Source organism: Pararhizobium sp. (genome assembly GCF_965279435.1).
Lineage (GTDB): Bacteria > Pseudomonadota > Alphaproteobacteria > Rhizobiales > Rhizobiaceae > Pararhizobium.
On the sequence record NZ_CBDIHY010000003.1, the window covers coordinates 963,914 to 989,331 of the forward strand.

General features: G+C 59.9%; 21 protein-coding genes. 9 read left to right on the forward strand and 12 right to left on the reverse strand.

Going from position 1 to position 25,418, the window contains the following annotated elements; genetic code table 11:
* Positions 1 to 73: 73 nt before the first annotated feature.
* The 3 genes from ACQY8Q_RS10205 to ACQY8Q_RS10215 all read left to right on the forward strand — a co-directional run bounded on the left by ACQY8Q_RS10205 (position 74) and on the right by ACQY8Q_RS10215 (position 5,356).
* Positions 74 to 1,465 (forward strand): sigma-54-dependent transcriptional regulator, encoded by a 1,392-nt coding sequence (locus tag ACQY8Q_RS10205; protein WP_428426479.1) that lies wholly within the window; start codon positions 74 to 76, stop codon positions 1,463 to 1,465.
* Positions 1,458 to 3,461 (forward strand): sensor histidine kinase, encoded by a 2,004-nt coding sequence (locus ACQY8Q_RS10210; protein ID WP_428426480.1) that lies wholly within the window; start codon positions 1,458 to 1,460, stop codon positions 3,459 to 3,461. Before ACQY8Q_RS10205 ends, ACQY8Q_RS10210 begins: the two co-directional genes overlap by 8 nt.
* Before the next feature lie 242 nt (positions 3,462 to 3,703).
* Positions 3,704 to 5,356 carry an OFA family MFS transporter gene (locus ACQY8Q_RS10215; protein WP_428426481.1) on the forward strand — a complete coding sequence of 551 codons (1,653 nt, stop codon included), beginning with the start codon at positions 3,704 to 3,706 and terminating at the stop codon, positions 5,354 to 5,356.
* Positions 5,357 to 5,515: 159 nt separating this feature from the next.
* Here ACQY8Q_RS10215 and ACQY8Q_RS10220 read toward each other — a convergent pair whose 3' ends face one another.
* Complete coding sequence (locus tag ACQY8Q_RS10220; protein WP_113246434.1) at positions 5,516 to 5,947, reverse strand: Lrp/AsnC family transcriptional regulator; 432 nt, start codon at positions 5,945 to 5,947, stop codon at positions 5,516 to 5,518.
* 122 nt (positions 5,948 to 6,069) lie between these two features.
* Here ACQY8Q_RS10220 and ACQY8Q_RS10225 point away from each other — a divergent pair, with 122 nt between their 5' ends.
* Entirely contained in the window at positions 6,070 to 7,173 is a 1,104-nt protein-coding gene (locus tag ACQY8Q_RS10225) for a saccharopine dehydrogenase C-terminal domain-containing protein (RefSeq protein ID WP_428426482.1), read from the forward strand.
* A 297-nt stretch (positions 7,174 to 7,470) separates the two neighbouring features.
* Here ACQY8Q_RS10225 and ACQY8Q_RS10230 read toward each other — a convergent pair whose 3' ends face one another.
* The 7 genes from ACQY8Q_RS10230 to ACQY8Q_RS10260 all read right to left on the reverse strand — a co-directional run bounded on the left by ACQY8Q_RS10230 (position 7,471) and on the right by ACQY8Q_RS10260 (position 14,914).
* Positions 7,471 to 8,898 carry a mannose-1-phosphate guanylyltransferase/mannose-6-phosphate isomerase gene (locus ACQY8Q_RS10230; RefSeq protein ID WP_428426483.1) on the reverse strand — a complete coding sequence of 476 codons (1,428 nt, stop codon included), beginning with the start codon at positions 8,896 to 8,898 and terminating at the stop codon, positions 7,471 to 7,473.
* A 239-nt stretch (positions 8,899 to 9,137) separates the two neighbouring features.
* The gene (locus ACQY8Q_RS10235; RefSeq protein WP_428426484.1) at positions 9,138 to 9,545 is read right to left on the reverse strand and encodes a F0F1 ATP synthase subunit epsilon; all 408 of its coding nucleotides are present in this window, start codon (positions 9,543 to 9,545) and stop codon (positions 9,138 to 9,140) included.
* A gap of 128 nt (positions 9,546 to 9,673) precedes the next feature.
* Positions 9,674 to 11,236 (reverse strand): F0F1 ATP synthase subunit beta, encoded by a 1,563-nt coding sequence (gene atpD / locus ACQY8Q_RS10240; protein ID WP_428426485.1) that lies wholly within the window; start codon positions 11,234 to 11,236, stop codon positions 9,674 to 9,676.
* A 24-nt stretch (positions 11,237 to 11,260) separates the two neighbouring features.
* A complete protein-coding gene (locus ACQY8Q_RS10245; protein WP_428426486.1) occupies positions 11,261 to 12,142 on the reverse strand; it encodes a F0F1 ATP synthase subunit gamma in 882 nt (293 codons plus the stop codon).
* A gap of 27 nt (positions 12,143 to 12,169) precedes the next feature.
* Positions 12,170 to 13,699 (reverse strand): F0F1 ATP synthase subunit alpha, encoded by a 1,530-nt coding sequence (atpA, locus tag ACQY8Q_RS10250; protein WP_428426487.1) that lies wholly within the window; start codon positions 13,697 to 13,699, stop codon positions 12,170 to 12,172.
* A complete protein-coding gene (locus ACQY8Q_RS10255; protein WP_113246439.1) occupies positions 13,699 to 14,265 on the reverse strand; it encodes a F0F1 ATP synthase subunit delta in 567 nt (188 codons plus the stop codon). The genes atpA and ACQY8Q_RS10255 overlap by 1 nt, the downstream gene beginning before the upstream one ends.
* Positions 14,266 to 14,527: 262 nt before the next feature.
* On the reverse strand, positions 14,528 to 14,914 hold the full coding sequence (locus ACQY8Q_RS10260; protein WP_428426488.1) for a DUF4345 domain-containing protein: 387 nt from the start codon (positions 14,912 to 14,914) through the stop codon (positions 14,528 to 14,530).
* Positions 14,915 to 15,280: 366 nt separating this feature from the next.
* Between ACQY8Q_RS10260 and ACQY8Q_RS10265 the strand changes: the two genes are divergently transcribed.
* The gene (locus ACQY8Q_RS10265; protein WP_428426489.1) at positions 15,281 to 16,213 is read left to right on the forward strand and encodes a GSU2403 family nucleotidyltransferase fold protein; all 933 of its coding nucleotides are present in this window, start codon (positions 15,281 to 15,283) and stop codon (positions 16,211 to 16,213) included.
* 3 nt (positions 16,214 to 16,216) lie between these two features.
* Here ACQY8Q_RS10265 and ACQY8Q_RS10270 read toward each other — a convergent pair whose 3' ends face one another.
* Complete coding sequence (locus tag ACQY8Q_RS10270) at positions 16,217 to 18,421, reverse strand: primosomal protein N' (RefSeq protein ID WP_428426490.1); 2,205 nt, start codon at positions 18,419 to 18,421, stop codon at positions 16,217 to 16,219.
* Positions 18,422 to 18,501: 80 nt separating this feature from the next.
* Between ACQY8Q_RS10270 and fsa the strand changes: the two genes are divergently transcribed.
* Positions 18,502 to 19,155, forward strand: coding sequence for a fructose-6-phosphate aldolase (fsa, locus tag ACQY8Q_RS10275; protein ID WP_113246442.1), 654 nt, complete (start codon positions 18,502 to 18,504; stop codon positions 19,153 to 19,155).
* A gap of 76 nt (positions 19,156 to 19,231) precedes the next feature.
* Here fsa and ACQY8Q_RS10280 read toward each other — a convergent pair whose 3' ends face one another.
* The 3 genes from ACQY8Q_RS10280 to ACQY8Q_RS10290 all read right to left on the reverse strand — a co-directional run bounded on the left by ACQY8Q_RS10280 (position 19,232) and on the right by ACQY8Q_RS10290 (position 21,700).
* Complete coding sequence (locus ACQY8Q_RS10280; RefSeq protein WP_428426491.1) at positions 19,232 to 19,555, reverse strand: hypothetical protein; 324 nt, start codon at positions 19,553 to 19,555, stop codon at positions 19,232 to 19,234.
* A gap of 76 nt (positions 19,556 to 19,631) precedes the next feature.
* Entirely contained in the window at positions 19,632 to 20,765 is a 1,134-nt protein-coding gene (locus ACQY8Q_RS10285; RefSeq protein WP_428426492.1) for an AAA family ATPase, read from the reverse strand.
* Between the two features lie 8 nt (positions 20,766 to 20,773).
* On the reverse strand, positions 20,774 to 21,700 hold the full coding sequence (locus ACQY8Q_RS10290) for a GNAT family N-acetyltransferase (RefSeq protein WP_428429742.1): 927 nt from the start codon (positions 21,698 to 21,700) through the stop codon (positions 20,774 to 20,776).
* 131 nt (positions 21,701 to 21,831) lie between these two features.
* Here ACQY8Q_RS10290 and ACQY8Q_RS10295 point away from each other — a divergent pair, with 131 nt between their 5' ends.
* The 3 genes from ACQY8Q_RS10295 (at position 21,832) to ACQY8Q_RS10305 (ending at position 25,086) form a co-directional block, all read left to right on the forward strand.
* The gene (locus ACQY8Q_RS10295; RefSeq protein WP_428426493.1) at positions 21,832 to 22,773 is read left to right on the forward strand and encodes a tyrosine recombinase XerC; all 942 of its coding nucleotides are present in this window, start codon (positions 21,832 to 21,834) and stop codon (positions 22,771 to 22,773) included.
* A gap of 67 nt (positions 22,774 to 22,840) precedes the next feature.
* Positions 22,841 to 23,896, forward strand: a complete 1,056-nt coding sequence (locus ACQY8Q_RS10300) for a TraB/GumN family protein (RefSeq protein ID WP_428426494.1) — start codon at positions 22,841 to 22,843, stop codon at positions 23,894 to 23,896.
* 98 nt (positions 23,897 to 23,994) lie between these two features.
* Positions 23,995 to 25,086, forward strand: coding sequence for a TraB/GumN family protein (locus tag ACQY8Q_RS10305; protein WP_428426495.1), 1,092 nt, complete (start codon positions 23,995 to 23,997; stop codon positions 25,084 to 25,086).
* Positions 25,087 to 25,418: the final 332 nt, after the last annotated feature.

Genomic DNA, 25,418 nt, shown 5'->3' on the forward strand with positions numbered 1-25,418 from the left:
AGAGATCCGAAACCGCTTTGTACCTGCCCGTCAGCCTTGCTATGGTCGGCCTCGTCAAAAGAGGGAGAGACTTTTGCAGGGAGAGGCAGCGCGCAAAACGCCCGTGCCGGAGCGCGATCCGGAGTTCGGCCCGTGGCTGGCGCAGGCATCCATCCTGATCGTCGATGACGAGCCGGGCATGCGCAATTTCCTCGTCCGCACGCTCGGGCCCCGCTGCAAACGGATCGAGGAGGCGGCCGATACAGACGAAGCCTCGCGCAAGCTTGATGCCCACCATTTCGATGTGGTCATCCTCGACAATATCATGCCCGGTAAGAATGGCGTCGATTGGCTGGCCGAGCAGCGTGCCATCGGTTTCTTCGCCGAAGCGATCCTGATCACCGCCTTTGCCGATCTCGAAACAGCGATCCAAGCCTTGCGCGCCGGTGCCGTCGATTTCGTGCTGAAACCCTTCCGCTCCAACCAGATCCTCAATTCCGTCGCCCGGTGCCTCGACCGCATGCGGCTGCAACGCGAGAATTTCGTGCTGCGCTATGAGCTGAAGGCAACGTCCGATCATATTCTTTTGCGCGACCGGCTGATCGGAGCGTCGCGGGTGATCGGCGAGGTCCGCGATACCATCGCGCGCGTGGCGCCGCTGCCGACCTCGGTGCTTTTGACCGGCGAGTCCGGTACCGGCAAGGAAGTTGCCGCCCGCTCGCTGCACACCCTGTCTGACCGGACGGAAAAGCCTTTCGTACCGGTCAATTGCGCCGCCATCCCGGCCGATATGATCGAAACGGAACTGTTCGGCCATATCAAGGGTGCCTTTACCGGCGCTGAAAACAACCGCGAAGGCCTGTTCACGCATGCGCAGGGCGGCACGTTGTTCCTCGACGAGATCGGCGAAATGCCGCTCGCCACGCAAAGCAAGCTTCTGCGCGTCATCGAGGATCGCCGCGTCCGGCCTGTCGGTTCCGAACGCGAAGTGCCGGTCGATCTGCGTTTCGTCTTCGCCACCAATGCCGACCTGCAGAAGGAGGTGGAGAAAGGCCGGTTCCGCGCCGACCTGTTCTACCGGATCAATGTCATGCAACTGTATCTGCCGCCGTTGCGCGAACGGGGCAATGATGTGCAGGAATTGGCCGATCTGTTCATGCAGAAATTGTCGCAGCAACTCGGCATGCCGCAGGTGACGATCGATGCGCAGGTGCGCGGTGCGCTGGCGCGCTATGCCTGGCCCGGCAATGTCCGTGAATTGCGAAACCTGATCGAGCGCTCGCTGATCCTCGGAAAATTCCCGGACGACTTCCGTGGCGGCCGCAGTCCACAGGCCGAGTTGGCCGGTGAAACGCTGGATGATGTCGAGCGCCGGCATATCCTGGCGGTGCTGGAAGAAACCGGCGGCAACCGCGATGAAGCGGCCCGGCGCCTTGGCATTTCGCGCAAGACCATCGACCGCAAATGCGCTGTCTGGAATGGCTGAGACCTCCCATCCGACAGAACGCCCTGCCCGCTCCATCCGCTTCCGGCTTCTGGCCATCGCGCTGCTGCCGACGCTGGTCATCCTGCCACTTCTGCTTGGCATTACCATTGCCCGCTGGAACGCCAAATTCGATGCGCTTCTGATCACCAAGGTCAACGGCGACCTGACCATCGCCCATCAATATCTGTCCCGCATTCTCGAAAACACCGGCGAGCATATCCAGGCGCTTGCCGTTTCCGCCGCGTTTCGCGACACGGTGGGAGCTCGCGAAACCCCGGAGCTGCCGGTATACCTTGAGAAGAGCCGGCAGACGCTCGGCCTCGATTTCCTGATGCTCGTCGATCGTCAGGGCCAACCGATCCATAGGACAGGACAGTCACAGGCCGCCTGGCCGGTGGTGGCTGCGGCACTCAACGGCACATCTTCCACAGCCATCGACATTTTCTCCAACGAACAATTGGCCACGTTATCGCCTGCGTTGGCGGAGCGCGCCCGGATCGATCTGGTGGAAACCCCAAATGCCGTGCCGACCGACCGCGAGAGCGAGACGCGCGGCATGGTCGTGCATTCGGCCAGTCCCGTGACACTGGAGAGCGGTGCAAAAGCAGCGCTTGTCGGCGGTATCCTGCTCAATCAGAACCTCGTCTTCATCGATACGATCAACGACCTCGTCTATCGGGAGGCAAGTCTTCCCGAAGGCAGCAAGGGCACCGCGACGCTGTTTCTCGAGGACGTGCGCGTCAGCACCAATGTGCGCCTGTTCGAGGATCGCCGTGCGCTGGGAACCCGGGTTTCCGCCGCCGTGCGTGCTGCCGTTCTGGATGAGGGCCGCACCTGGCTTGATAGCGCCTTCGTCGTCAACGACTGGTACATTTCGGCCTATGAGCCGATCGTTGACAGTTTCGGCAAGCGCGTCGGCATGCTCTATGTCGGCTTTCTGGAAACGCCCTTCCGGCAGGCAAAGTACGCGACGCTGTTGACCATCGTGCTCGCCTTTCTCGTTGTCACCGCCGTCAGCGTACCGATCTTCCTGCGCTGGGCACGGGCGATTTTCAAACCGCTGGAACGCATGAGCGACACCATTACCCGCGTCGAGGGTGGCAATATGGGCGCCCGTACCGAACTGAAAGCCGCCAGCGACGAGATCGGCCGCGTGGCGCTGCATCTTGACGGTCTGCTCGACCAGTTGCAGCAGCGTGATCGCGAACTGCGGCAATGGAACGAGGAGCTGAACGAGCGCGTCGCCGAGCGCACAAGCGAGCTGGAACTGGCCAACCGCCAGATCGAGGCGACGACCAAGCAGCTGATCATGTCGGAAAAACTCGCCGCCATCGGCGAGATTACCGCCGGCGTCGCCCACGAGATCAACAACCCGATCGCTGTCATCCAGGGCAATCTCGACGTGGTGCGCAGCGTGCTCGGCGCCAAGGCCGACGAGGCGAAGGTGGAATTCCGGCTGATAGACGAGCAGATCCATCGCATCAGCCAGATCGTCACCAAGCTCTTGCAGTTTGCCAAGCCGGAAGAATATGCCGGCTATGTCGAGCGCCACGCACCGTCAGAGGTAATTTCCGATTGCCTGCCGCTGGTACAGCATCTTCTGCACAAGGCCGAGATCAAGCTCGTCCGCGACGACCGGGCCACGCGGCTGGTGCTGATGAACCGGACGGAACTGCAGCAGGTGGCTGTCAACCTGATCGTCAATGCCATCCACGCCATGCCGAGGGGCGGCGCCCTGACGATCCGCACACAGGATCAGGACATCGAGGAAAAGCCGGGCGTAACATTGGAAATCACCGATACGGGGTTCGGCATGACGCCGGAGCTGATCGGCAAAATCTTCGATCCATTTTTCACCACCAAGCGGCAGGAAGGAACCGGCCTTGGCCTGTCCATCAGCCAGCGGCTGATCGCCCGCCAGGGGGGCCGGATTTCCGTTCAAAGCATGCCAGGAGAAGGTACTACCTTTTCCATCTGGCTGCCGGAAGCCAACTGAGTCGGACAAAATGTCCTCCAGTTCACGGACATTTTGTCCGGTTCGCGCAGTCCCTCTCGCATAACCCATTGAAATCTTGAATGGCCCGATTTGGCACGCCGATTGCTCCTGTGATGGGAAGGACGGCAAAGGAGGCACCACGCGTGGAGGAGCGAGTGGCGCACAACAATCCCTGCCGATCCCGGAAACACCTTTCATTGGGAACCGCCCGCTGGGACGTGGGCGCACGGAGGACAAAATTCATGACGGCAACAACGGACACCTATGTGGGCGGAGGTTCGGTCGGCCTTCTCGACCGCGAACGCATTATCGCCAAGCCGGGCTTCAACCGCTGGCTCGTACCGCCGGCAGCGCTTGCTATCCATCTCTGTATTGGCATGGCCTATGGTTTCAGCGTCTTCTGGCTGCCGCTTTCCAAGGCGATCGGCACCACACCCGATACTTGCGCCAGCATGAACCTTGCTTCCGCCCTGTTCACCACCAGCTGCAACTGGCGCGTCGCCGATCTCGGCTGGATTTACACGCTGTTCTTCGTGTTGCTCGGCTGCTCGGCCGCCATCTGGGGTGGCTGGCTGGAACGCGCCGGCCCGCGCAAGGCCGGTTTCGTCTCCGCCTGCTGCTGGTGCGGCGGTATTCTCGTCGCAGCACTCGGTGTCTATACCCACCAGCTCTGGCTAATGTGGCTTGGCGCTGGCGTCATCGGTGGCATCGGTCTTGGGCTCGGCTATATCTCGCCGGTTTCCACCCTGATCAAATGGTTCCCCGACCGGCGCGGCATGGCAACCGGCATGGCCATCATGGGCTTTGGCGGCGGCGCCATGATCGGCGCTCCGCTGGCCAACCTGCTGATGACCCATTTCCGCACCGATCTATCGGCAGGCGTCTGGCAGACCTTCGTCGTTATGGCGGTGATCTACTTCGTCTTCATGATGGGCGGCGCCTTCGGTTACCGCATCCCACCGGCAGGCTGGCGTCCGGAAGGCTGGACTGCACCGGCGTCCAAAAGCACAATGATCACCACCAAGCACGTGCACCTGCGCGATGCCCACAAGACAAAGCAGTTCTGGCTGATCTGGGCGGTGCTCTGCCTCAACGTCTCGGCCGGTATCGGCGTCATCGGCATGGCATCGCCGATGCTGCAGGAGATTTTTGCCGGTTCGCTGATCGGCCTGCCGGATGTCGCCTTTGCCGATCTCGACACGGCGCAGAAAGCGTCGATCGCGGCAATCGCCGCAGGCTTTACCGGGCTTCTCTCGCTGTTCAATATCGGCGGCCGCTTCTTCTGGGCCTCGCTGTCGGACAAGATCGGCCGCAAGAACACCTATTTCTGCTTCTTCGTCCTCGGCATCGCGCTCTATGCGCTCGCCCCGACGCTGGCCGGTCTTGGCAACAAGGCGCTGTTCGTGCTGGCCTTCGGCATCATCCTCTCGATGTATGGCGGCGGCTTTGCGACCATCCCGGCCTATCTTGCCGATATCTTCGGCACGCAGTTCGTCGGCGCCATTCACGGGCGGCTACTGACGGCCTGGGCAACGGCCGGCATCGTTGGCCCGGTTGTGGTCAACTATATCCGCGAGGCACAGATTTCGGCCGGTGTCGCGCCCGGTCCTGAACTCTATACCGGTACGATGTATATCCTCGCCGGCATGCTAGCGCTGGGGCTGATCGCCAATGCACTGATCCGGCCGCTCCCGGACAAATGGTTCATGAAGGACGAGGAAGTGGCAGCCCTGCAAGCCAAGTCCGCTGCGGCAAACGCCGGCCCGACCGGCTCCTTCGGCATCGGCGCCGGCGGTTTCGACGGCAAGGCCCTGCTCGCCTGGGCCATCGTCGGCATCCCGCTGCTCTGGAGCGTCTGGGTGACGCTCAGGGCCAGCATGGTGCTGTTTGGGTAGAGGGGTGCCCCTTAACTGCCCCTCATCCGCCCTATCGGGCACCTTCTCCCCGTGAACGGGGAGAAGGAAGAAGCGGCAACCTCTGTTGTCCCCTCTCCCCGCCCGCGGGGAGAGGGGTATGGTGAGTGGCAATTGACGCGCACCCCATTGATTGAATGATCACCGATTGATCCGCGTCGACAGGATGATCGACGACAGCGTTTTTTCCACTCCGTCGATCTCGCCGATCCGGTCGATCACCAGATCAAGTTCGCTGATTGACGATGCTGCGACAATGGCGATCAGGTCGAAACTGCCGCTAACAGAGTGCAACGTCCGCACATCCTCGATATCGTGCAGGTCCTGCGTCACCCGGCCCAGCGCTTTGGCGGCAAGCGTGATCAGCACATGCGCCTTGATCAGCCCCTTTTCAAAATCATCCGACAGCCTGACGCCATAGCCGGCAATGATGCCGTCGCGTTCCAGCCGCTCGAGTTTTGCCTGCACCGTCGTGCGCGAAAGGCCGAGTTTGCGCGCCAAAAGCGCCGTCGGCATGCGGGCGTTTTCGCTCAGAATAGCGAGAAGATGCCGGTCTTTGTCCGCTAGCGTCATTATGACCATCCTTATCGGCATTATGCCGATTATTCGACGGCATTTTTATCAGATCAGCGCTTCATATCAACCACTGGAAAGCAGATAATGGGGTACATTCAGATTCATTCGGGGGAACCATCATGAAAAACATTGTTGTCATCGGCGCCGGCAAGATCGGCTCGACCATCGCCCGCCTTCTCGCCCATTCCGGCGATTATCAGGTCACGCTGGCCGACCGCAGTGCCGAACAGCTCGCCATGATCGAAAAGCACGATGCCATTTCGGTTGCGGAAATCGACATCTCCGACAGCGCCGCTATGGTATCCCTTTTGACCGGCAAATTCGCCGTCCTCAGCGCCGCACCGTTCCACCTGACGATCGCCATTGCCGAAGCCGCCTCCAAGGCCGGCGTCCACTATCTCGACCTCACCGAAGACGTTGAATCCACCCGTCACGTCAAGGCGATCGCCGAAACCGCCACCACCGCCTTCATCCCGCAGTGCGGCCTGGCACCGGGCTTCATCTCCATCGTTGCCAATGATCTCGCCAGCCGCTTCGACACGCTCGACAGCGTGCGCATGCGTGTCGGCGCCCTGCCGCAATATCCGTCCAACGCTCTGAACTACAACCTGACCTGGAGCACCGACGGCGTCATCAACGAATATATCGAACCCTGCGAAGCCATCGTCGAAGGCCATCTGATCGAAGTTCCGGCGCTTGAAGAACGCGAAGAATTCTCGCTCGACGGCGTCACCTATGAAGCGTTCAACACGTCGGGCGGCCTCGGCACGCTGTGCGAAACGCTGAAGGGCAAGGTTCGCACGCTCAACTACCGCACCATCCGCTATCCCGGCCATGCCGCGATCATGAAGGCGCTTTTGAACGATCTTGGCCTGCGCCATCGCCGCGAAGTGCTCAAGGACATCTTCGAAAACTCGCTGCCATCGACCATGCAGGACGTCGTCATCATCTTCGTCACGGTCTCTGGCCGCAAGGAAGGCCGTCTGGTTCAGGAAACCTACGCCAACAAGGTCTATAGCGCCGTCGTTGCCGGCCGCATGATGAGCGCCATCCAGATCACCACGGCATCCAGCATCTGCGCCGTTCTCGACATGCTGGCCAAGGGCGAACTGCCGGCCAAGGGCTTCATCCGCCAGGAAGAAATCGGCCTCGACGCCTTCCTCAAGAGCCGCTTCGGCCACCATTACGAACAGCGTGCCTATGCCGACAAAATCGCCGGCTGATCTGCGGGGATAAAAAGACTCTCAAACCGCAACGCCCGGGATTGAAAAATCCCGGGCGTTTTTTTTGCGTCTGCTCCATCATTGGATGACATGATGCTGTTGCTGGTGGCGACAACCAGAGGAAAGAATTCCGGGCGCAAAGCATAGCTCCCTCTTCTCCCCTGCGGGGAGAAGAGCCGAACGCAGTGAGGCGAGGAGGGGTGATTCGGCAAATTAGGAGCGGCATGGCCCCCTCATCCGGCCCTCTGGGCCACCTTCTCCCCGCAGGGGAGAAGAGAACACAGCGATCCCGAGCCCTTATGTCCGCCCAAACTCGTCATCGAGCCGGATGATATCATCATCCTCCAGATATGACCCCGTCTGCACCTCGATCAGTTCCAGCGCGATCTTGCCGGGGTTGGTCAGTCGATGGACGACGCCCTGCGGAATGTAGACTGACTCGTTTTCATGCAGCAGGCGGGTCTCGCCGTCGATCATGATCTCCGCCGTGCCGCGCACGACGATCCAGTGCTCGGAGCGATGATGATGCTTCTGCAGCGAGATCTTGCGGCCGGGCGTCACATGCAGCCGCTTGACCTCGAAACGCTCGCCGCTCAGCACCGATGCCACCGCACCCCAAGGGCGATAGGATGTCGGATGGTTTTCCGTCAGCCCTTTCGTCTTGGCCGACAGTGCTAGCTGCTTGACGATGGCGCCGACATTCTGGCTGTCTTCCATCCGCCCGACATAGACGGCATCCTCGCTGGCGATGACGGCGACATCGTCCAACCCTTGAACCGCCAGATGGATATCGCGCGACAGCACCAGCGAATTTCGGGTATTGGAGACCGTTGCCTTCTGGCCAACCACATTGCCGTCTGCATCCTTTTCGCCGATCGCCCAGACGCTGTCCCAGCTGCCGAGGTCTGACCAGCTGAAGGATGACGGCACCACGGCTGCATGCGGCGTGTTCTCGAACACGGCGTAATCGACGGAAATATCCGGCGCCTGCGAAAAGGCCGCCTCGTCGAGACGGTCGAAATCGAGATCCCGCTCGGCGCCCTGGATGGCCCGTTGGGCAGCGTCGTAAACCGCAGGCGCATAACGCAGGATTTCCGCCAGCAACTGCCCGACAGGCAGCATGAACATCCCGGAGTTCCAGAGGTACCGGCCGCTTGCCAGCAGCTCTTCCGCCCGCTCCCGGTCCGGCTTCTCGACGAAGCGGGCAACGGTTTTCGCACCCGTCTCAAGATCATCGCCCATTTCGATATAGCCGTAGCCGGTGGCCGGTTCCGTCGGCTGGATACCGAAGGTCACCAGTTTACCGGTCTGTGCGGTCTCCTGCGCGATGCGGATGCAGTCGAAATAGTGTGCGCCGGCGTTGATCTCGTGATCGGAGGCCAGCACCTGCATGATGGCGGCGTCGCCATGGTCGCGCAGGACCACGAACGCAGCAGCTGCGAGCGCCGGCGCAGTGTTGCGGGCGACCGGCTCCAGAAGGATGCTCGACAGCGGTGCGTCCAGCGCCCGGGCCTGCTCGGCAACAATGAAGCGGAATTCGGCATTGGTGACCACCAACGCCGGTGTGTAAAGCTCCTGATCGGAGACCCGTTCCAGCGTCTTCTGGAACAGTGAATGATCACCGAGAAACTGGAGAAATTGTTTGGGCGCCGCCGAACGCGACAGCGGCCATAGCCGCGTCCCCTTGCCGCCGGCCATAATGACCGGCACGATCTTCGAAGACATGCGCATCCTCTTGTCTTTTGTCGAACCTGCGGTTGCAAGTTTCAAAAACGTCTGCGACGGGGCAACCTAACGCAAAACGCGAGCATGTAAAATCTTTTCGCAGATGCGAGCGCATATAGAATCAAAGCGTTACGGTGACAGCGCCGCCGGCGTCCCAGTTTTTGGCGGCCGGACCGGGAAATTCCAGGCAATAAAAAACCCCGCCGGAGCGGGGTTCCAAAGCCACGTCATTGACCCTTTCAGGCCGCAACGACGATTTGATTGAGCTGTGTCAGCTCGGCAAGGAAACTTTCAAGGCGCGTCTTGTGCTCGTCGCTGTGCGAACCATCATCCAATTCGGATTTGGTTGCATCGATGCGCTTTTCGATCAGCTTGGCATCGACTTCGCTGACCGGAACCGCAGATTCGGCAAGCAGTGTGCAGCCCGTTGGCAGGATATCGGCAAAACCGCCGAACACGACGTAACGTGTCACCTTGCCATCGACTGCCTTGACGCTGACGATGCCCGGCTTGATTGTGGTCATCACCGGCGCATGGTTGGCCATGACGGTCATTTCGCCTTCCGTTGCCGGAAGAACGACTTCGCTGACGCGCTCGGAAAGCAGCAGGCGTTCCGGGGAGACGAGTTCGAAATTGAAATCAGCCATGATCATTCGCTTCTTTTGGCGCTACCGGCGAAAAACCCCGGCAGAAAATCCGTTCGGCGCGGCCGCACATTGCCAGCCGCAGCGAGTGACGATCGGGGCACCGCAAGAGGCGCCCCGATCGAAAGTCATTAAGCGGCTTCAGCAGCCAGGCGCTTGGCCTTTTCGACCGCTTCCTCGATGGAACCGACCATGTAGAAGGCGGCTTCCGGAAGGTGATCGTAGTCGCCGTTGACGAGGCCCTTGAAGCCCTTGATCGTGTCCTCGAGCGCGACCAGCTTGCCTGGTGCACCAGTGAAGACTTCAGCGACGAAGAACGGCTGCGACAGGAAGCGCTCGATCTTGCGGGCGCGGGCAACAGCCAGTTTGTCTTCTTCCGACAGTTCGTCCATGCCCAGGATGGCGATGATGTCCTGAAGCGACTTGTAGCGCTGCAGGGTCGTCTGCACCTTGCGGGAGATCTCGTAGTGCTCTTCGCCGACAACCATCGGGTCGAGCATGCGCGAGGTCGAGTCGAGCGGGTCAACAGCCGGGTAGATACCCTTTTCTGCGATCGAGCGCGACAGAACGGTCGTTGCGTCCAAGTGGGCGAACGATGTTGCCGGTGCCGGGTCGGTCAAGTCGTCGGCCGGTACGTAAATGGCCTGAACCGAGGTGATCGAGCCCTTGGTCGTCGTGGTGATGCGTTCCTGCATCTGACCCATGTCGGTGGCAAGCGTCGGCTGATAACCAACGGCCGAAGGAATACGGCCGAGAAGAGCCGACACTTCGGAACCTGCCTGGGTGAAGCGGAAGATGTTGTCCACGAAGAACAGAACGTCCTGACCTTCGTCACGGAACTGTTCAGCGATCGTCAGACCGGTCAGAGCGACGCGAGCGCGGGCGCCCGGAGGTTCGTTCATCTGGCCGTAAACGAGTGCAGCCTTGGAGCCTTCGCCGCCGCCGTGCTTGTTCACGCCGGATTCGATCATTTCGTGGTAAAGGTCGTTGCCTTCGCGGGTACGTTCACCCACGCCAGCGAATACCGAGTAACCACCGTGCGCCTTGGCGACGTTGTTGATCAGTTCCATGATCAGAACCGTCTTGCCAACGCCGGCGCCGCCGAACAGGCCGATCTTGCCGCCCTTGGCGTAAGGAGCCAGAAGGTCGACGACCTTGATGCCGGTGACGAGGATCTGTGCTTCCGTCGACTGCTCGACGTAGGACGGTGCTTCCTGGTGGATCGAGCGCTTGCTCGAGGTGATCAGCGGACCAGCTTCGTCAACCGGCTCGCCGATGACGTTCATGATGCGGCCGAGTGTTTCCAGACCAACCGGAACGGTGATCGGAGCGCCCGTGTCCGTGACCGGCTGACCGCGAACCAGACCTTCGGTCGAGTCCATGGCGATCGTGCGAACGGCGTTTTCACCGAGATGCTGTGCGACCTCGAGAACAAGGCGGTTGCCGTTGTTGTCGGTTTCCAGCGCGTTCAGGATCAGCGGCAGCTGGCCTTCATCGAAAGTCACGTCGACGACGGCGCCGATGACCTGCGTCACGCGGCCGACGGCGCCGGTTGCCGTAACGGCGACCTTGGCTGCCGGTGCCTTCTTCGCTGCAACGGTCTTCGCTGCTGCTGCCGGCTTTTCCGCTGCTGCCTTCACTGCTGTCGGCTTCTTAGCCGCTGCTGTTGTACTGGGGGTAGCTGCCTTAGCCATAATCCTTACCCTCTTTCCGTAACCTTAGAGCGCTTCCGCGCCCGAAATGATTTCAATGAGTTCCTTGGTGATCTGAGCCTGTCGCTGACGATTGTAGGAGAGCGTCAGCTTGTTGATCATATCACCGGCATTGCGCGTGGCATTATCCATCGCGCTCATTTTGGCACCCATTTCACCCGCAACATTTTCGAGCAAAGCCCGGAAAACCTGCACCGAAATGTTGCGCGGAATAAGATCGTTGAGGATCTCGCCCGCATCTGGCTCATATTCGTAGATCGCAGCCGCTGCGTCAGTCTGCTCCGCACCGGCCGGAACGGCGGCGGGGATCAGCTGAAGTGCCGTCGGAACCTGCGAAATGACCGACTTGAACTCCGAATAGAACAGCGTGCAGACATCGAACTCGTTCTTTTCGAACAAGCCGATGACCTTCTTGCCAATCTGGTCGGCGTTTTCAAAACCGATCTTTTTGACTTCACGCAGGTCGACGCGGTCGATGATCAGCGAAGCGAATTCGCGACGCAGGATATCGAAGCCCTTCTTGCCGACGCAGATGATCTTGACCGTCTTGCCTTCGGTCAAAAGCTTGCGCACGTGATCGCGGGCAAAGCGGGCAATCTGGCTGTTGAAGCCGCCGCAAAGGCCGCGTTCCGCCGTGCAAACCACGAGCAGATGCGTCTGGTTCTGACCGTTGCCAGTCATCAGGCGAGGCGCACTGTCATCCGAACCGACAGCCTGGGCGATGTTCGAAAGAACCGCGCTCATCCGCTGCGAGTAAGGCCGAGCAGCCTCGGCCGCCTCCTGCGCACGCCGAAGCTTCGCCGCGGCGACCATTTTCATCGCCTTGGTGATCTTCTGCGTCGCCTTGACGGAGGCGATCCTGTTTTTCAGATCCTTAAGTGAAGGCATCCGTTGTCCGTCCTAACTGGTACCCGTTCAGGCGAAGGATTTCGCAAACGTGTCGATGGCAGCCTTGAGCTTGCCCTTGACGTCGTCGCTGATTGCCTTGTCCTTGCGGATAGCCTCGAGAATGTCCTTGCCTTCGGAACGCATGTACGACAGCAGACCCTGCTCGAACGCGCCAACCTTGTTGACGGCGATCTTGTCGAGGTAACCGTTCACACCGGCGAAGATGACTGCGACCTGTTCTTCCGTCTTCAGCGGCGAGAACTGCGGCTGCTTCAGAAGTTCGGTCAGGCGGGCACCGCGGTTCAGCAGGCGCTGCGTCGCAGCGTCAAGGTCCGAACCGAACTGGGCAAACGCTGCCATTTCGCGATACTGGGCAAGCTCACCCTTGATCGAGCCGGCAACCTGCTTCATCGCCTTGACCTGAGCGGCCGAACCGACGCGGGAAACCGACAGACCGACGTTAACAGCCGGGCGGATACCCTGGTAGAACAGGTCCGTTTCAAGGAAGATCTGGCCGTCGGTGATCGAGATCACGTTGGTCGGAATGAACGCCGAAACGTCGTTACCCTGGGTTTCGATAACCGGCAGAGCGGTCAGCGAGCCAGCGCCGTTGGCGTCGGAAAGCTTTGCAGCGCGCTCGAGAAGGCGCGAGTGCAGATAGAAAACGTCGCCTGGGTAAGCTTCGCGGCCCGGCGGACGGCGCAGCAGAAGCGACATCTGGCGGTAGGCAACGGCCTGCTTGGAAAGGTCGTCGTAACCAATCAGCGCGTGCATGCTGTTGTCGCGGAAATATTCACCCATCGCAGCACCGGCGAACGGTGCGAGATACTGCATCGGAGCCGGATCGGATGCCGTTGCAGCAACGATGATCGAGTACTTCAGGGCGCCGCGCTCTTCGAGCACCTTGACGAACTGGGCAACCGTCGAACGCTTCTGGCCGATGGCGACATAGACGCAATACAGCTTTTCGGCTTCCGGGCCATTGTCGTGAATGGCCTTCTGGTTGAGGATCGTGTCGAGAATGATGGCGGTCTTGCCGGTCTGACGGTCACCGATGACCAGCTCGCGCTGACCACGGCCAACCGGGATCAGGGCGTCGATGGCCTTCAGGCCTGTCGACATCGGCTCATGAACCGACTTGCGCGGGATGATGCCCGGAGCCTTGACGTCAACGCGCGAACGGCGCGTTGCGTTGATCGGGCCCTTGCCGTCGATCGGGTTGCCGAGCGCGTCAACGACGCGGCCGAGCAGTTCCGGACCAACCGGAACGTCCACGATGGAGCCGGTCCGCTTGACAGTGTCGCCTTCCTTGATGCCACGGTCGGCACCGAAGATAACCACACCGACATTGTCGGCTTCAAGGTTCAGAGCCATGCCGCGAATTCCACCCGGGAATTCAACCATCTCGCCGGCCTGGACATTGTCCAGACCGTAGACGCGGGCAATACCGTCACCGACGGAAAGCACCTGGCCAACCTCGGAGACTTCTGCCTCCTGGCCGAAGTTTTTAATTTGATCTTTAAGAATTGCGGAAATTTCCGCGGCGCGGATATCCATCAGCCGACCTCTTTCAGTGCAAGCTTAAGGCTAGAAAGCTTTGTGCGAAGGGAAGTGTCAATCTGGCGGGACCCGACCTTGACGATCAGACCACCGAGAATAGAGGGTTCAACCGTGACGTTGAGCGTCACGTCTTTGCCGGTGACGCCCTTGAGCGCCGCCTTCAATTCAGTCTGCTGCGCTGCCGACAGGGCATGTGCCGAAGTCACTTCAGCAGAAACTTCGCCCCGATGACGGGCGGCGGTTTCGCGATAGGACTTGACGATGCCAGGCACTGCAAACAGGCGGCGATTGCGTGCAACCACCTTCAGGAAGTTGCCAACCAGACCCGAAATTCCGGCCTTCGCGATGATCGCGGAAATAGCCTTGAACTGGTCGTCGGCAGAAAAGATCGGGCTGACAATAAGACGCTTCAAATCGGCGCTCTCGTTGATCAGCGACTGGAACTTGTCCAGATCCGCCGCTACGCTCTCCACCGAACCCGCTTCCAATGCGAGATCGAAAAGCGAAGACGCGTACCTTTCTGCAACACCGGAAATAAGCTGGGATGTGTCTGCCACGGGCACAAGCTTCTCTTATTTTAATTCAAAGGCGATGTCTGCGGAGAACCGTAAACCCAACACTTTGAATTTGTTGCTATATTTTAAAGGACATACAGGCCGGGCGGCCTGTTTCCCCCACAAGTCGCGGTTCGTCTAGCATAGGATATCTGGACTCGCAACACGCGAACCGCACGAATGCGCTCAAGATAGCCCGGTTTGGCCAAATTTTGACAAAAATGGGGTATGAGCTGGCGAGGTCCGCGCTGTAGCGCCTGACTGGCAAGGCTTAAACGAAGCCAAAGACATAGGCCAAGGGCAAAGCCGAAAGCGCGACCTGAAGGACTAGATACAACCAATTCACAACCGTGTTGCCGCTATCCGACAGCATCGAAAGGATGCGCCCGAATGCCGCAAGCGCAAAAGCAGCCCCCATCGCCAGATAGACCATCGGCTGGGCAAGCAGCAGCGCGGCAAGACCAAGCCCAAGATGAAAACCACCCATCGTCGAGCGCGCCTCCGCATACCCGCCACGCCGGCCTTCACGCAGATCGATCCCCAGCGCCCGGAACGCGATGCCCGGCGCAAACAGGAAGACAAGCCCGAGCAGCGACGTGACGACGGCTGCACAAAACGCCAGGAATTCTCCCGTTTCGGTTGGAATGTAGAATTCCATGGCACATGCTCCTCACTCGATCAGGCGATTCGCTTATCGCACAGACGGATTCCGCCTGGAAGCACCGAAATCCTGCCGAAAAACCGGCCGGACAAGATGCAGGAATAAGATTTTTTCTTCATAAGATGCTGAAACAATTTTATTATTTCCTCATTGAAAAAATTTCGTGCGAATGGGGATAATTCTTGAACAGCCGCCCCAGAGGACTATTATCCCTTTTTTGATAGAAATCTCCGTAAGGGGGATAAAATTTATAATATCAGCGAAGTAAGCGGAGAAAAGGCCCGGCAGATCATTGACACCGAGCAGGTTTACCTCGCCTGGAAGGCAGGTTCACGCGAGTTGGCGGCACGATATGCGGGCTCTATGGCGTTCAAGACTGTCGGAAAGCACCAATATCTTTATCGAAAGGCACGCAAAGCCTGGAAATCGTTAGGGCCGCGAAACGGCGAGACAGAGAAAACGTTCGAGGCCTTCCATGCAGGACGCCAAACCCTGCGAGATACGGTCGCGAGCCTGGCGTCGCGGCTGAACGAGCTTGCCGCCATCAACCGAGCTATGGGGCTGGGACGGGTGCCATTGATCGCGGCTCGAATTCTACGTGCCGTTGATTCCGCCAACTTGATGGGGTCGGCGCTTGATATTGCCGGCACTCATTGCCTCTTTGCCTACGAGCGCATGGCAGGCGTTCATATAGACAGCCAGCTTATCGCCACTGGCGATATCGATCTTTTACTCGACAGACGGACAAGCTTGCGGCTTCTTGCCACACATGTTCCGCCGGACGGCTGGATTGACCTATTGAAGTCCGTGGATCAATCCTTTCGACTGCTTTCGAAAGGCAGTTATCGTGCCGTCAACAAGGACGGTTTTTTTGTCGATCTGATCACCCCCCAATCTGCAGATCCCATCAAGCCCGTTGGAACAGACCTGATCCAAGGAACAGACCTGACACCTGTCGAAATCGACGGCCTCAAATGGCTGGTCAACAGTCCGAAGATAGAGGTGACTGTGCTCGACGGACGTGGGTTTCCGTTGATGATGTCAGTACCTGACCCGCGCAGCTTTGCTCTCCACAAGATTTGGGTCAGCGAAAGAGAAGACCGCGACCCCCTTAAACAAGGGCGGGACCGGGATCAGGCTTTCCTCGTCGCAGAGTTGATCGCGACACATCTTCCACATCTGAGCTTCGAAGATCCAGCCCTCAACGCTCTTCCTTTGGAACTGAGGCGCCGAGCAGCGATGTTGACGAACGGAACAAACCGAAACACCCCACTGGCCCTTGAACCGGATTGGTAAACGTCACAAAAAACTCTGCGGATCGATATCGAGCTGCACGTTCACCGATCCGCGCACCTTCGGCCCATTCGCCATCATCGTTTTGACAAAAGCCTGCATGTCGCTGTTGCGGCGGCCATGTACCAGAAGCCGAAAACGATGGCGGCCACGGATCAGCGCCAGCGGTGCCTCGGCCGGACCCAGAATGCTGATGCCGCTGACCTTGGGAGCAGCCTGGCGCAGGCCGCGCGCATGCCCTTCCGCATCGGGGCGGGTATCGGCCGAGACGATGATCGAGGCGAGGCGTCCGAACGGCGGCAGAAGCGCCTTTTCCCGCTCGCTGATTTCGCGCTGGTAGAAGGCATCCGAATCGCCCGAGACGATCGCCTGCATCACCGGGTGTTGCGGTTGATAGGTCTGCAGCAGACCAAGGCTCTTCAGGCCGGTTCGCCCCGCCCGGCCCGTCACCTGGCTGAGCAGCTGGAATGTCCGCTCGGCTGCGCGTGGATCGCCATTGGCAAGGCCGATATCAGCATCGACGATACCGACGAAGGTCATCATCGGAAAATTGTGTCCCTTGGCGACCAGCTGGGTGCCGACGACGATATCCGCCTCGCCCTTGGCGATGGCCTCCAGCTCCAGCCGCAGGCGCTTGACACCCATCAGGTCGGACGAAAGTACGATGGTGCGCGCATCGGGAAAATGCCGGTCGACTTCTTCGGCGATGCGTTCGACACCCGGGCCGCAGGCGACCAGATGATCGAGCGTACCGCATTCCGGGCAGCTCTCCGGCGTCTTTTCCGCATAGCCGCAATGGTGGCACTGGATTTGGCCGCGAAACCGGTGCTCGACCAGCCAGCTGGAGCAATCCGGGCATTGGAAGCGATGGCCGCACACGCGGCAAAGTGTCAGTGGCGCATATCCGCGGCGGTTGAGAAACAGCAGCGCCTGCTCGCCGCGCTCCACCGCCTTGCCGATATAGCGCAGCAGGATGGGCGACAAGAAGCCGCCGCGTTCTGGCGGGTGCTTGCGCATATCGACGAGGCCGAGATCCGGTAGTGCTGCATCGCCAAATCGCGTCGGCAGGTGGATCGGATTGTAGCGGCCGAGATCGCCGTTCACCCTGCTTTCCACCGATGGCGTCGCAGACACCAGCACGATCGGGAATTCGCCGATCCGCGCGCGGACCACTGCCATGTCGCGCGCATTATAGAAGACACGGTCTTCCTGCTTGTAGGCCGGATCATGTTCCTCATCGACAACAATGAGGCCGAGATTTTCGAACGGCAGGAACAGCGCCGAGCGCGCACCGGCCACGACCCGCACACCGCCTTCCGTCACCTGCCGCCAGACTTTTTCGCGGGTGCGCGGTGCAAGGTCGGAATGCCATTCGGCCGGTTTCGAGCCGAAGCGATCCTGGAAACGCTCGAGGAAACTCGCGGTCAAAGCGATTTCCGGCAGGAGAATCAGCACCTGCTTGCCAGCCTTCAAGGTCGCGGCGATCGCCTCGAAATAGACCTCGGTCTTGCCCGAGCCGGTAATGCCGTCGATCAGCGACACGGAAAACCCGCCGGCATCGACGCTTTCGAGCAGATCGATGGCCGCCTGCTTTTGCGGCCCCTCAAGACGATGCTCGGTATAATCCGGATCGGGCGCTGCCACCACCGGGGGCGGCGGCATGAACACCGTCTCGAACACGCCCTGCTCCGTCAGTCCGTCGATGACGCTGGAGGAAGTACCGGCCGCATGGGCTAGCCCCGAGCGGGTCCATGTAAACCCGTTGTCGGCGGTAGTGATCACCCGCTCACGCGCCGGCGTCATCCGCTCGGGCCGTGTCTCGGTCAACCGCAGGCCTTCGATCATCGGCTCCGGATCAAACGCCGCCGGAGCCCGGAGCGCCATGCGCGCAACAAGTCCCGGCGGCGAAACGGTGTATGTCGCAACCCAATCGAGGAAAGTCCGCATGTCTTTGGCCAAAGGCGGGCAATCGAAGACACGGGTAATCGACTTCAGTTTTTTCGGATCGACGCTGCCATCGTCGGTTCCGTCCCAGACGACGCCCAGCACCTGGCGGGGGCCTAGCGGCACCTGGACGATCGATCCGGGCTGGACAGCCATTCCCTCCGGCACCGCATAGGAGTATGGTTTCGGGGCGGGCATCGGCACCAGAACGGGCACGACGCGGCGGGCGAACAGGTCGTCAAACAAATCAGTCGAATCTTCAGTCATCGGCCGTGACCTTGCCTCCGGATTGCGTTAAAGAAAACCCCGAAACATCAAGCAGCCCCGCATCCCAAGGGAGAATACCCATGAAGTTTTTTGTCGATACAGCCGATGTCAATGAAATCCGTGAGTTGAACGACCTCGGTCTCGTTGATGGCGTTACGACCAACCCTTCGCTGATCCTGAAGTCCGGCCGTAACATCCTGGAAGTCACCAAGGAAATCTGCGGCATCGTCGATGGTCCGGTTTCGGCCGAAGTTGCCGCGACCGACTATGAAACGATCATGAAGGAAGCGGCTGTCATTTCAAAGATCGCCGACAATATCTGCATCAAGCTGCCGCTGACGCTCGATGGCCTCAAGGCCTGCAAGAACCTGTCGTCGGATGGTCACCTGACCAACGTCACCCTGTGCTTCTCGGCCAACCAGGCCCTGCTCGCCGCCAAGGCCGGCGCCACCTTCGTGTCACCCTTCGTCGGCCGTCTCGATGACATCGCCATCGATGGCATGGACCTGATTCGCGAAATCCGCCAGATTTTTGACAACTACGGCTACGAGACCGAAATCCTCGCCGCGTCGATCCGCACGGTCAACCACGTCAAGGAAGCTGCCCTCATCGGCGCCGACGTCATCACCGCGCCGCCGGCAACCCTCAAGGCTCTCGTCAAGCACCCGCTGACCGACAAGGGCCTCGAAACCTTCCTGGCCGACTGGGCCAAGACCGGCCAGAAGATCGCCTAATTTTTTAGGTATGGAATGAACGAAAGCCCTGCGAGATAATCGCGGGGCTTTTTGTTTGCTGAAGGATCGTTTCGAGCTAAAAATCCTCAAGTACGAACGGCGCCTCGTCATTCCAATCGTTGCCGAAGAAATTGATCCTTTTGAACGGGCCGTGGACATGGCCTTGTTCGCGCAACAACTGTAGTTGATAGTCTGCGCCCATATGACGATGCGTTGAGTAGGGTATGCCCAAATCACGCAGGCTTTCGCACAGCCGGTAAATTACGTCTGGGTTTTGCGAACGCAAACCATAGACTGCGTCATAGTTCTCGCTTTTTTCAAATCCCAGCGCAACGAAACGCGCAGCCGTATCTTCTTCACTCACTTCGACTAAGACACGTTCACTTTCGACAATCGTCACGTTTGTTGGTCTTGGCATAAGAAAAGCCCCCTCAATTTCGCTCTTCATAAAGCACAATTAAAACAGAGCTAATCATTCAATCATCATCCTCATCGATCACGCCCGTCAGCCGCATACCCTCGATCCAGGTTGCGCCATCGTTGCGGATCACGCGTTTCGGGCGCGTGCCGCAGCGCTTGTGGATTTCCGCTGCCAGCAGTTCCGAATGGGTGACGATCCAGATCTGGCTGTCGGCGGAGGCTTGGGCGATCATCTCGGCAAGGGCGGGCAGCATGTCGGGATGCAGGCTTGTTTCCGGCTCGTTAAGCGCGATGAAGCGCGGCTTGCGGTAAGAGAGCAACGCGCCAGCCAGCGCCAGGAACCGCATCTGTCCGTCCGACAGTTCACGCGGCGAAAACTGGCGTTGCGGAAAATCCGGAAAGACCAGCGCGAACTCGGCAAACTCTTCCGGCTCGGGCACGACAAGCCGGGCGCCACCAAAGGCATCGGCAATGGCGCGGTCGAGATCGACCGTATCCTGACGGGTGTGAAACAGCGTTGCAAAGACCGCTGCGAGGTTGGAGCCATCCTCATCCAGCATCGGCGCGGTGACGGCAAGGCAGGGCGAGCGCAGCGGCGAATCGCGGTCGGTACGGAACCCGTGGAAAAAGCGCCAGCCGTCGATCGCCCGCCGGAACGTGCCGATCTCCGGATAATGCCCGGCGTCACCCAAGAGCGCGATCGCCGTTTCCGAGGTCAGCGCCTGTTCCGGATGTTCCTCCATACGGCCTGCAGAATTTCTGACGAAGATACCCGGCCCTGCCCGCTTCATCACGGTGACCGGCCGGCCGGCATCGACCTTCAGTTCCTCCTCCTTCACCTGCGGCTCGAACATGAACCCGGCAGCAGCCTTCGCCGGGCGTAACCCGGCCTCGACGCGATAGAGAAAACTTAGCGCCTGGACGTCGTCGAGCAATTCGACCTCAAGCTTGATGCGCACCGGATCGCCGCTTCGGCGTTTGCCGCTCCACAGCGCCGAGGCCATGCCGCCTTCGCGGGCGATCTCGTGGGCCAGCCGTCCACGCACCGCGGCCTGGATCAGTTGCAGGGCCCGATAAAGATTGGATTTGCCGACGCCGTTTTCGCCGATGAACAGGTTGACGCCTGCCATATCCATGCGAATGGATTTCAGCGAACGGTAATTGGCGGCGAACATGGAGCGAATCTGCATGACGCAGATTACCCGATCGCTTCCACGCACGAAACTGGGTTGCGAAACGGGGCATCGGCATCATGCGCCAGATCGACCACCGTGTGCCGCTCCAGCGCCCGCGTCACCTCGATCGGATCGCCATCCAGCGCATCCGGCTGGATCAGGGAACCGATGGTGAAATCGAACAGGTCGCCCTTCTTGTTCAAAAGCTCGTGGAACACCGTCATGTCGCGTAATTCCGTCGACCATTTGGCCAGCCAGTAAAACAGCCCGGAATTGCGCGCCGACATATGCACCGGCAGGATCGGCAGATTGTATTTTCGGGCAAAGCCGACGGCCGAGGTCTTCCATGGCCGTTCGTTGAGCCGCCCATTAGCCCAGTACGCTATGCGGCCGGAGGGAAACAGCACCGTCGCCTTGCCTTCAGAGATCGCCCGGTTGGTAATCTGCAGCGTTTCGCGCGCTTTCAGCTTGCTCTTGTAATCCTCGCGCCACTCGACCGGGATGACCATTTCGGCAAAGCGCGGATTGACCCGGATGGCATCGCGATTGGCAAAGAACATCATGTCAGGTCGGCGGTTTTTCAAAAGATCGAACACGGCAATGCCATCGGCAATGCCGGTCGGGTGATTGCTCACCAGAAGAAAGCCGCCCTTTTCCGGAATACGGTCTTCATGACGCACGCGGATATCCAGCGACAACGTCTGGCTCAGATGTTCGAAGGCCTGGAAGCCCGGCCCGTTGGCCACGGCATCGGCAAACTCGATCGCCTTGCGGTAGTTCAGCACCGTATAGAGAAACGGCCGCAGAACCGGCCAGAGCGGATGCTGGACGATGCGCTGGCCGCGCTCGGCAATCAGCGTATCGACAATATGACCGGGCTGGCCGTGCGACACCAGCGCGACCGTCTCCGCGAAATAGGTGAAACTGCTTGCCGAATCCCGTCGCGCCATCGCTTCTTCCGCCTTGCCTGCCGCTTGAGCTATCGCAGTTGAATATGATCCGGGCATGACAAATTCCAAGGGCCGTTAGGAAAAACATAACCGGCTGGCGCGCAGTGTGCGCTCATCTGAAATCTCGGAGCATGGCTGTGAACGAACTGCTGATCATAGGTCATCCCGAGCTGATGGCCGAGCGCCATCGCTGGCTTTCCGGCCTTGGCGAAGAGCGGCGGCTGGCCGACAAGACCGTCGAAGCCTATGAGCGCGACACGCGGCAATTCCTGCATTTCCTTACCGGCCATCTGAGTGGCCCTGCCCGGTTGAGCGATATCAGCGCACTGCGTCCCGGTGACCTGCGCGGCTTTCTGGCTTCGCGTCGACGGGATGGTGCCGGCGCCAGAACCCTTGGCCGTGGACTGGCAGGCCTTCGTTCCTTTCTGCGCTATCTGGAAAAGAAGGGCCTTGCCAATGCCGCTGGTGCCTCCGCCGTGCGCTCGCCAAAACAGCCGAAATCGCTGCCGAAGCCGCTGACGGCGGTGGATGCTTTGATGGTCGTCACCAGCGATGCGCAGCTTGCCGAAGAACCCTGGATCGCCACCCGCAATGCCGCCGTGCTGACGCTGCTTTACGGCTGTGGCCTGCGCATTTCCGAAGCGCTGGACCTGACGCCTGACGATTTTACCGGAGCGCCGACCGCGCTTCGCATCCACGGCAAGGGCGGCAAGACCCGCATCGTACCGTTGATTTCGGCAGCGATCGATGCCGTGCGTGCCTACGAAAAACTCTGCCCCTATCATCTGCCAACAGACGGTCCGCTGTTTCGCGGCGCCAAGGGCGGCAAGCTGCAGCCAGCGATCATCCAGCGCGAAATGCAAAAGCTGCGCGGCGCGCTCGGCCTACCGGATACGGCAACGCCTCATGCCCTGCGCCATTCCTTCGCCACCCATCTGCTTGCCGGTGGCGGCGACCTGAGAACCATCCAGGAACTGCTCGGCCATGCCAGCCTGTCGACGACGCAGGTCTATACCGGCGTCGATTCGGCGAGGCTGCTCGAAATCTACGACCGGGCGCATCCCCGCGCTTGAAGCCTGCCGCCAAACAACCCATAAGTGCAGGCGTCAATTCCAGATCAATTGCCTGCGAGTACCCCTGATGCATCGCGTTACCACCTTCTTCCACGTCCGCCAGCTATTTGAACCGGCGAGCACCGCCAGGTTTCTATCCGCATTCCTGCTCCTGCTGCTGGCTCAGAGCCTTCCAGCACACGCCAGCGAGCCGCCGGTCTGCACCGGCAAAAACCTGCTATCTGAACTGGAACGAAGCGACCCGCAGGCATTGGCAGATTTGCGAAAGCAGGCTTCGGAAACGCCAAACGGCAAGGGCATCTTCTGGAAGATCGAGCGGGCGGGAGCTGAGCCCTCGCATTTACTTGGCACCATGCATGTCAGCGATCCTCGCGTCGTTGAAATGCCGGAAGAAGCATGGCTCCCTTTCGAGGATGCAGATACCGTGGCACTGGAGCTGGAAAGCCTTGAGCCGATGGATATCGGGCGAGCCCTGTTTGCCTATCCTGAACTGACGATGTTTACCGATGGTACCTCGGTGAAGACTCTGCTCAATCCGCAGGAAGTCAGCCGGTTGGAAGCAATGTTGAAAGCGCGCGGTATTCCCCTTTTTGCGGTTGCTAGAATGAAGCCATGGATGCTGCTCATGCATATCAGCGTGTCGGCTTGCGAGAAGAAACGGGCAGCGGCGGGGATGGCGCCTTTGGACCAGGAGTTAATCCGCGAAGCACATGACCACGGAAAAACAGTGGTCGGCCTTGAAACCGCAGTGGAGCAGATAGAATCCATGAATGCAGTCGATTCTGCGCCACTGCTTCGCGGTATTCTTCAGCAAATGGAAGCGGGCGACAAGCTGAACGACATGTTCGCGACCATGACCGACATGTACATCAACGGCGATATCGGGATGTTCATTCCCTTGAGCTACCGGGTACTCGGCACGACGGCTGCGAAAGATCCTAGCTACGTCGGTTTCATGAAGCACGTCGTCAATGACCGCAATATCCGCATGGCCGAACGTGCGGCTCCCCTTCTGGAGAAAGGCAATGCCTTCATCGCAGTCGGCGCCTTGCATCTGCTCGGCGAACAGGGGCTGGTCGAGCTCTTTCGCAAACAGGGATATACCGTGACCCGCCTGCATTGACCGAAGCACCGGATTGCCAACAGGATTCGGTGCACCGTTAACGGATTGGGAAATCGGCGCGGTTATGGTTGCGGCAACGTCTTGGAGAGCATGCCGCTATGAACCGCCTCATCCGATCGATCCGTTTTTCCATCGCCGGTCGCCTCACCGACAATGTCCTTGCCCTGATCGCCACGCTGCACGTTCTGTTTGCGATGAGCCTGATCGCCACGCTCCTGTCGATCTCGCCGGCCCGCGCGCAGGACGCGTCCTGTGGCGGCAAGAACCTGATTGCCGAGATGAAGACCTCCGACCCGGCCAAGTTCGCGGCGCTGGAAAAGGAGGCTGCCGCCATTCCAAACGGCAAGGGCACCTTCTGGAAGATCGAGAAAGCAGGCATTGCGCCGTCCTATCTGCTCGGCACCATGCACGTGACCGACCCGCGCGTGCTGGCCATGCCGGCAGGCGCCACTCAAGCCTATGACGCCGCCAAGACCGTCGTTGTCGAATCCGACGAGATCGTCGATGACCGCAAGGCGGCGGCTGCTATCATGATGCAGCCTGGATTGACGATGTTTGCCGACGGCAAGACGATCAACGATTTCCTGAAACCCGAAGAGATCGAAAAGCTGTCGGCCGGGCTGAAGGCACGCGGTATCCCGCTGACGCTGGTGGCCAAGATGAAGCCGTGGATGATCGCCAGCTTCGTCGCCCTGCCCGCCTGCGAAATGAGCCGCAAGGCCGCCGGTGCCGCCTTCCTCGACAAGAAGCTCGCCGAAGATGCCCTGAAACAGGGCAAGAGCCTGAAAGGGCTGGAGACCCTGGTCGAGCAATTGCAGGCCATGGATGCGCTGCCGGTGCAGTTTCATCTGGAAGCACTGATCGAGACATTGGCGCTAGGCGATACGATCACCGACGTTATGGAGACGACCACGGAACTCTATCTGTCCGGCGATACCGGCCTGATCATGCCGATGATGAAAGCCGTTTCGGAAGAGACATCCACCACTGACGATGCAGGCTACGCCGATTTCGAACAGCGCATCATCACCGACCGCAACAAGACGATGGCAACCCGCGCCAAGCCGATGCTCGACGGCGGCGCCGTCTTCATGGCCATTGGCGCCCTGCATCTGCCCGGAGACGAAGGTGTGATCGCGCTTCTGCGCAAGGACGGTTTTACCGTCACCAGCATGTCGGCTGCCAACTGAGCCCCGCTCTTCTCCCTTCTCCCCCGCGGGGAGAAGTGCCGAACGCAGTGAGGCGATGAGGGGGCGGCCCGGCATATTCCACACCTGCGGTCCCCCTCATCCGGCCTTACAGGCCACCTTCTCCCCGCTGGGAGAAGAGGAAGTGCGCTCCCTCCAGAAACTTCGCCGGCACAGCAATTTTAGCTGTGACTCTTGCACCCGCGCCGTCTCTCTGCCTTTTTGCCAGCATAACCTGCGGCGGCCTGATTCGCGCCCGCTCCGCTTCGTATTCGATGCAGCTCCCGGAACGCGCTTCCACAGCCGGGGCCGCAGTTCAGTCCAAGGAGACGACG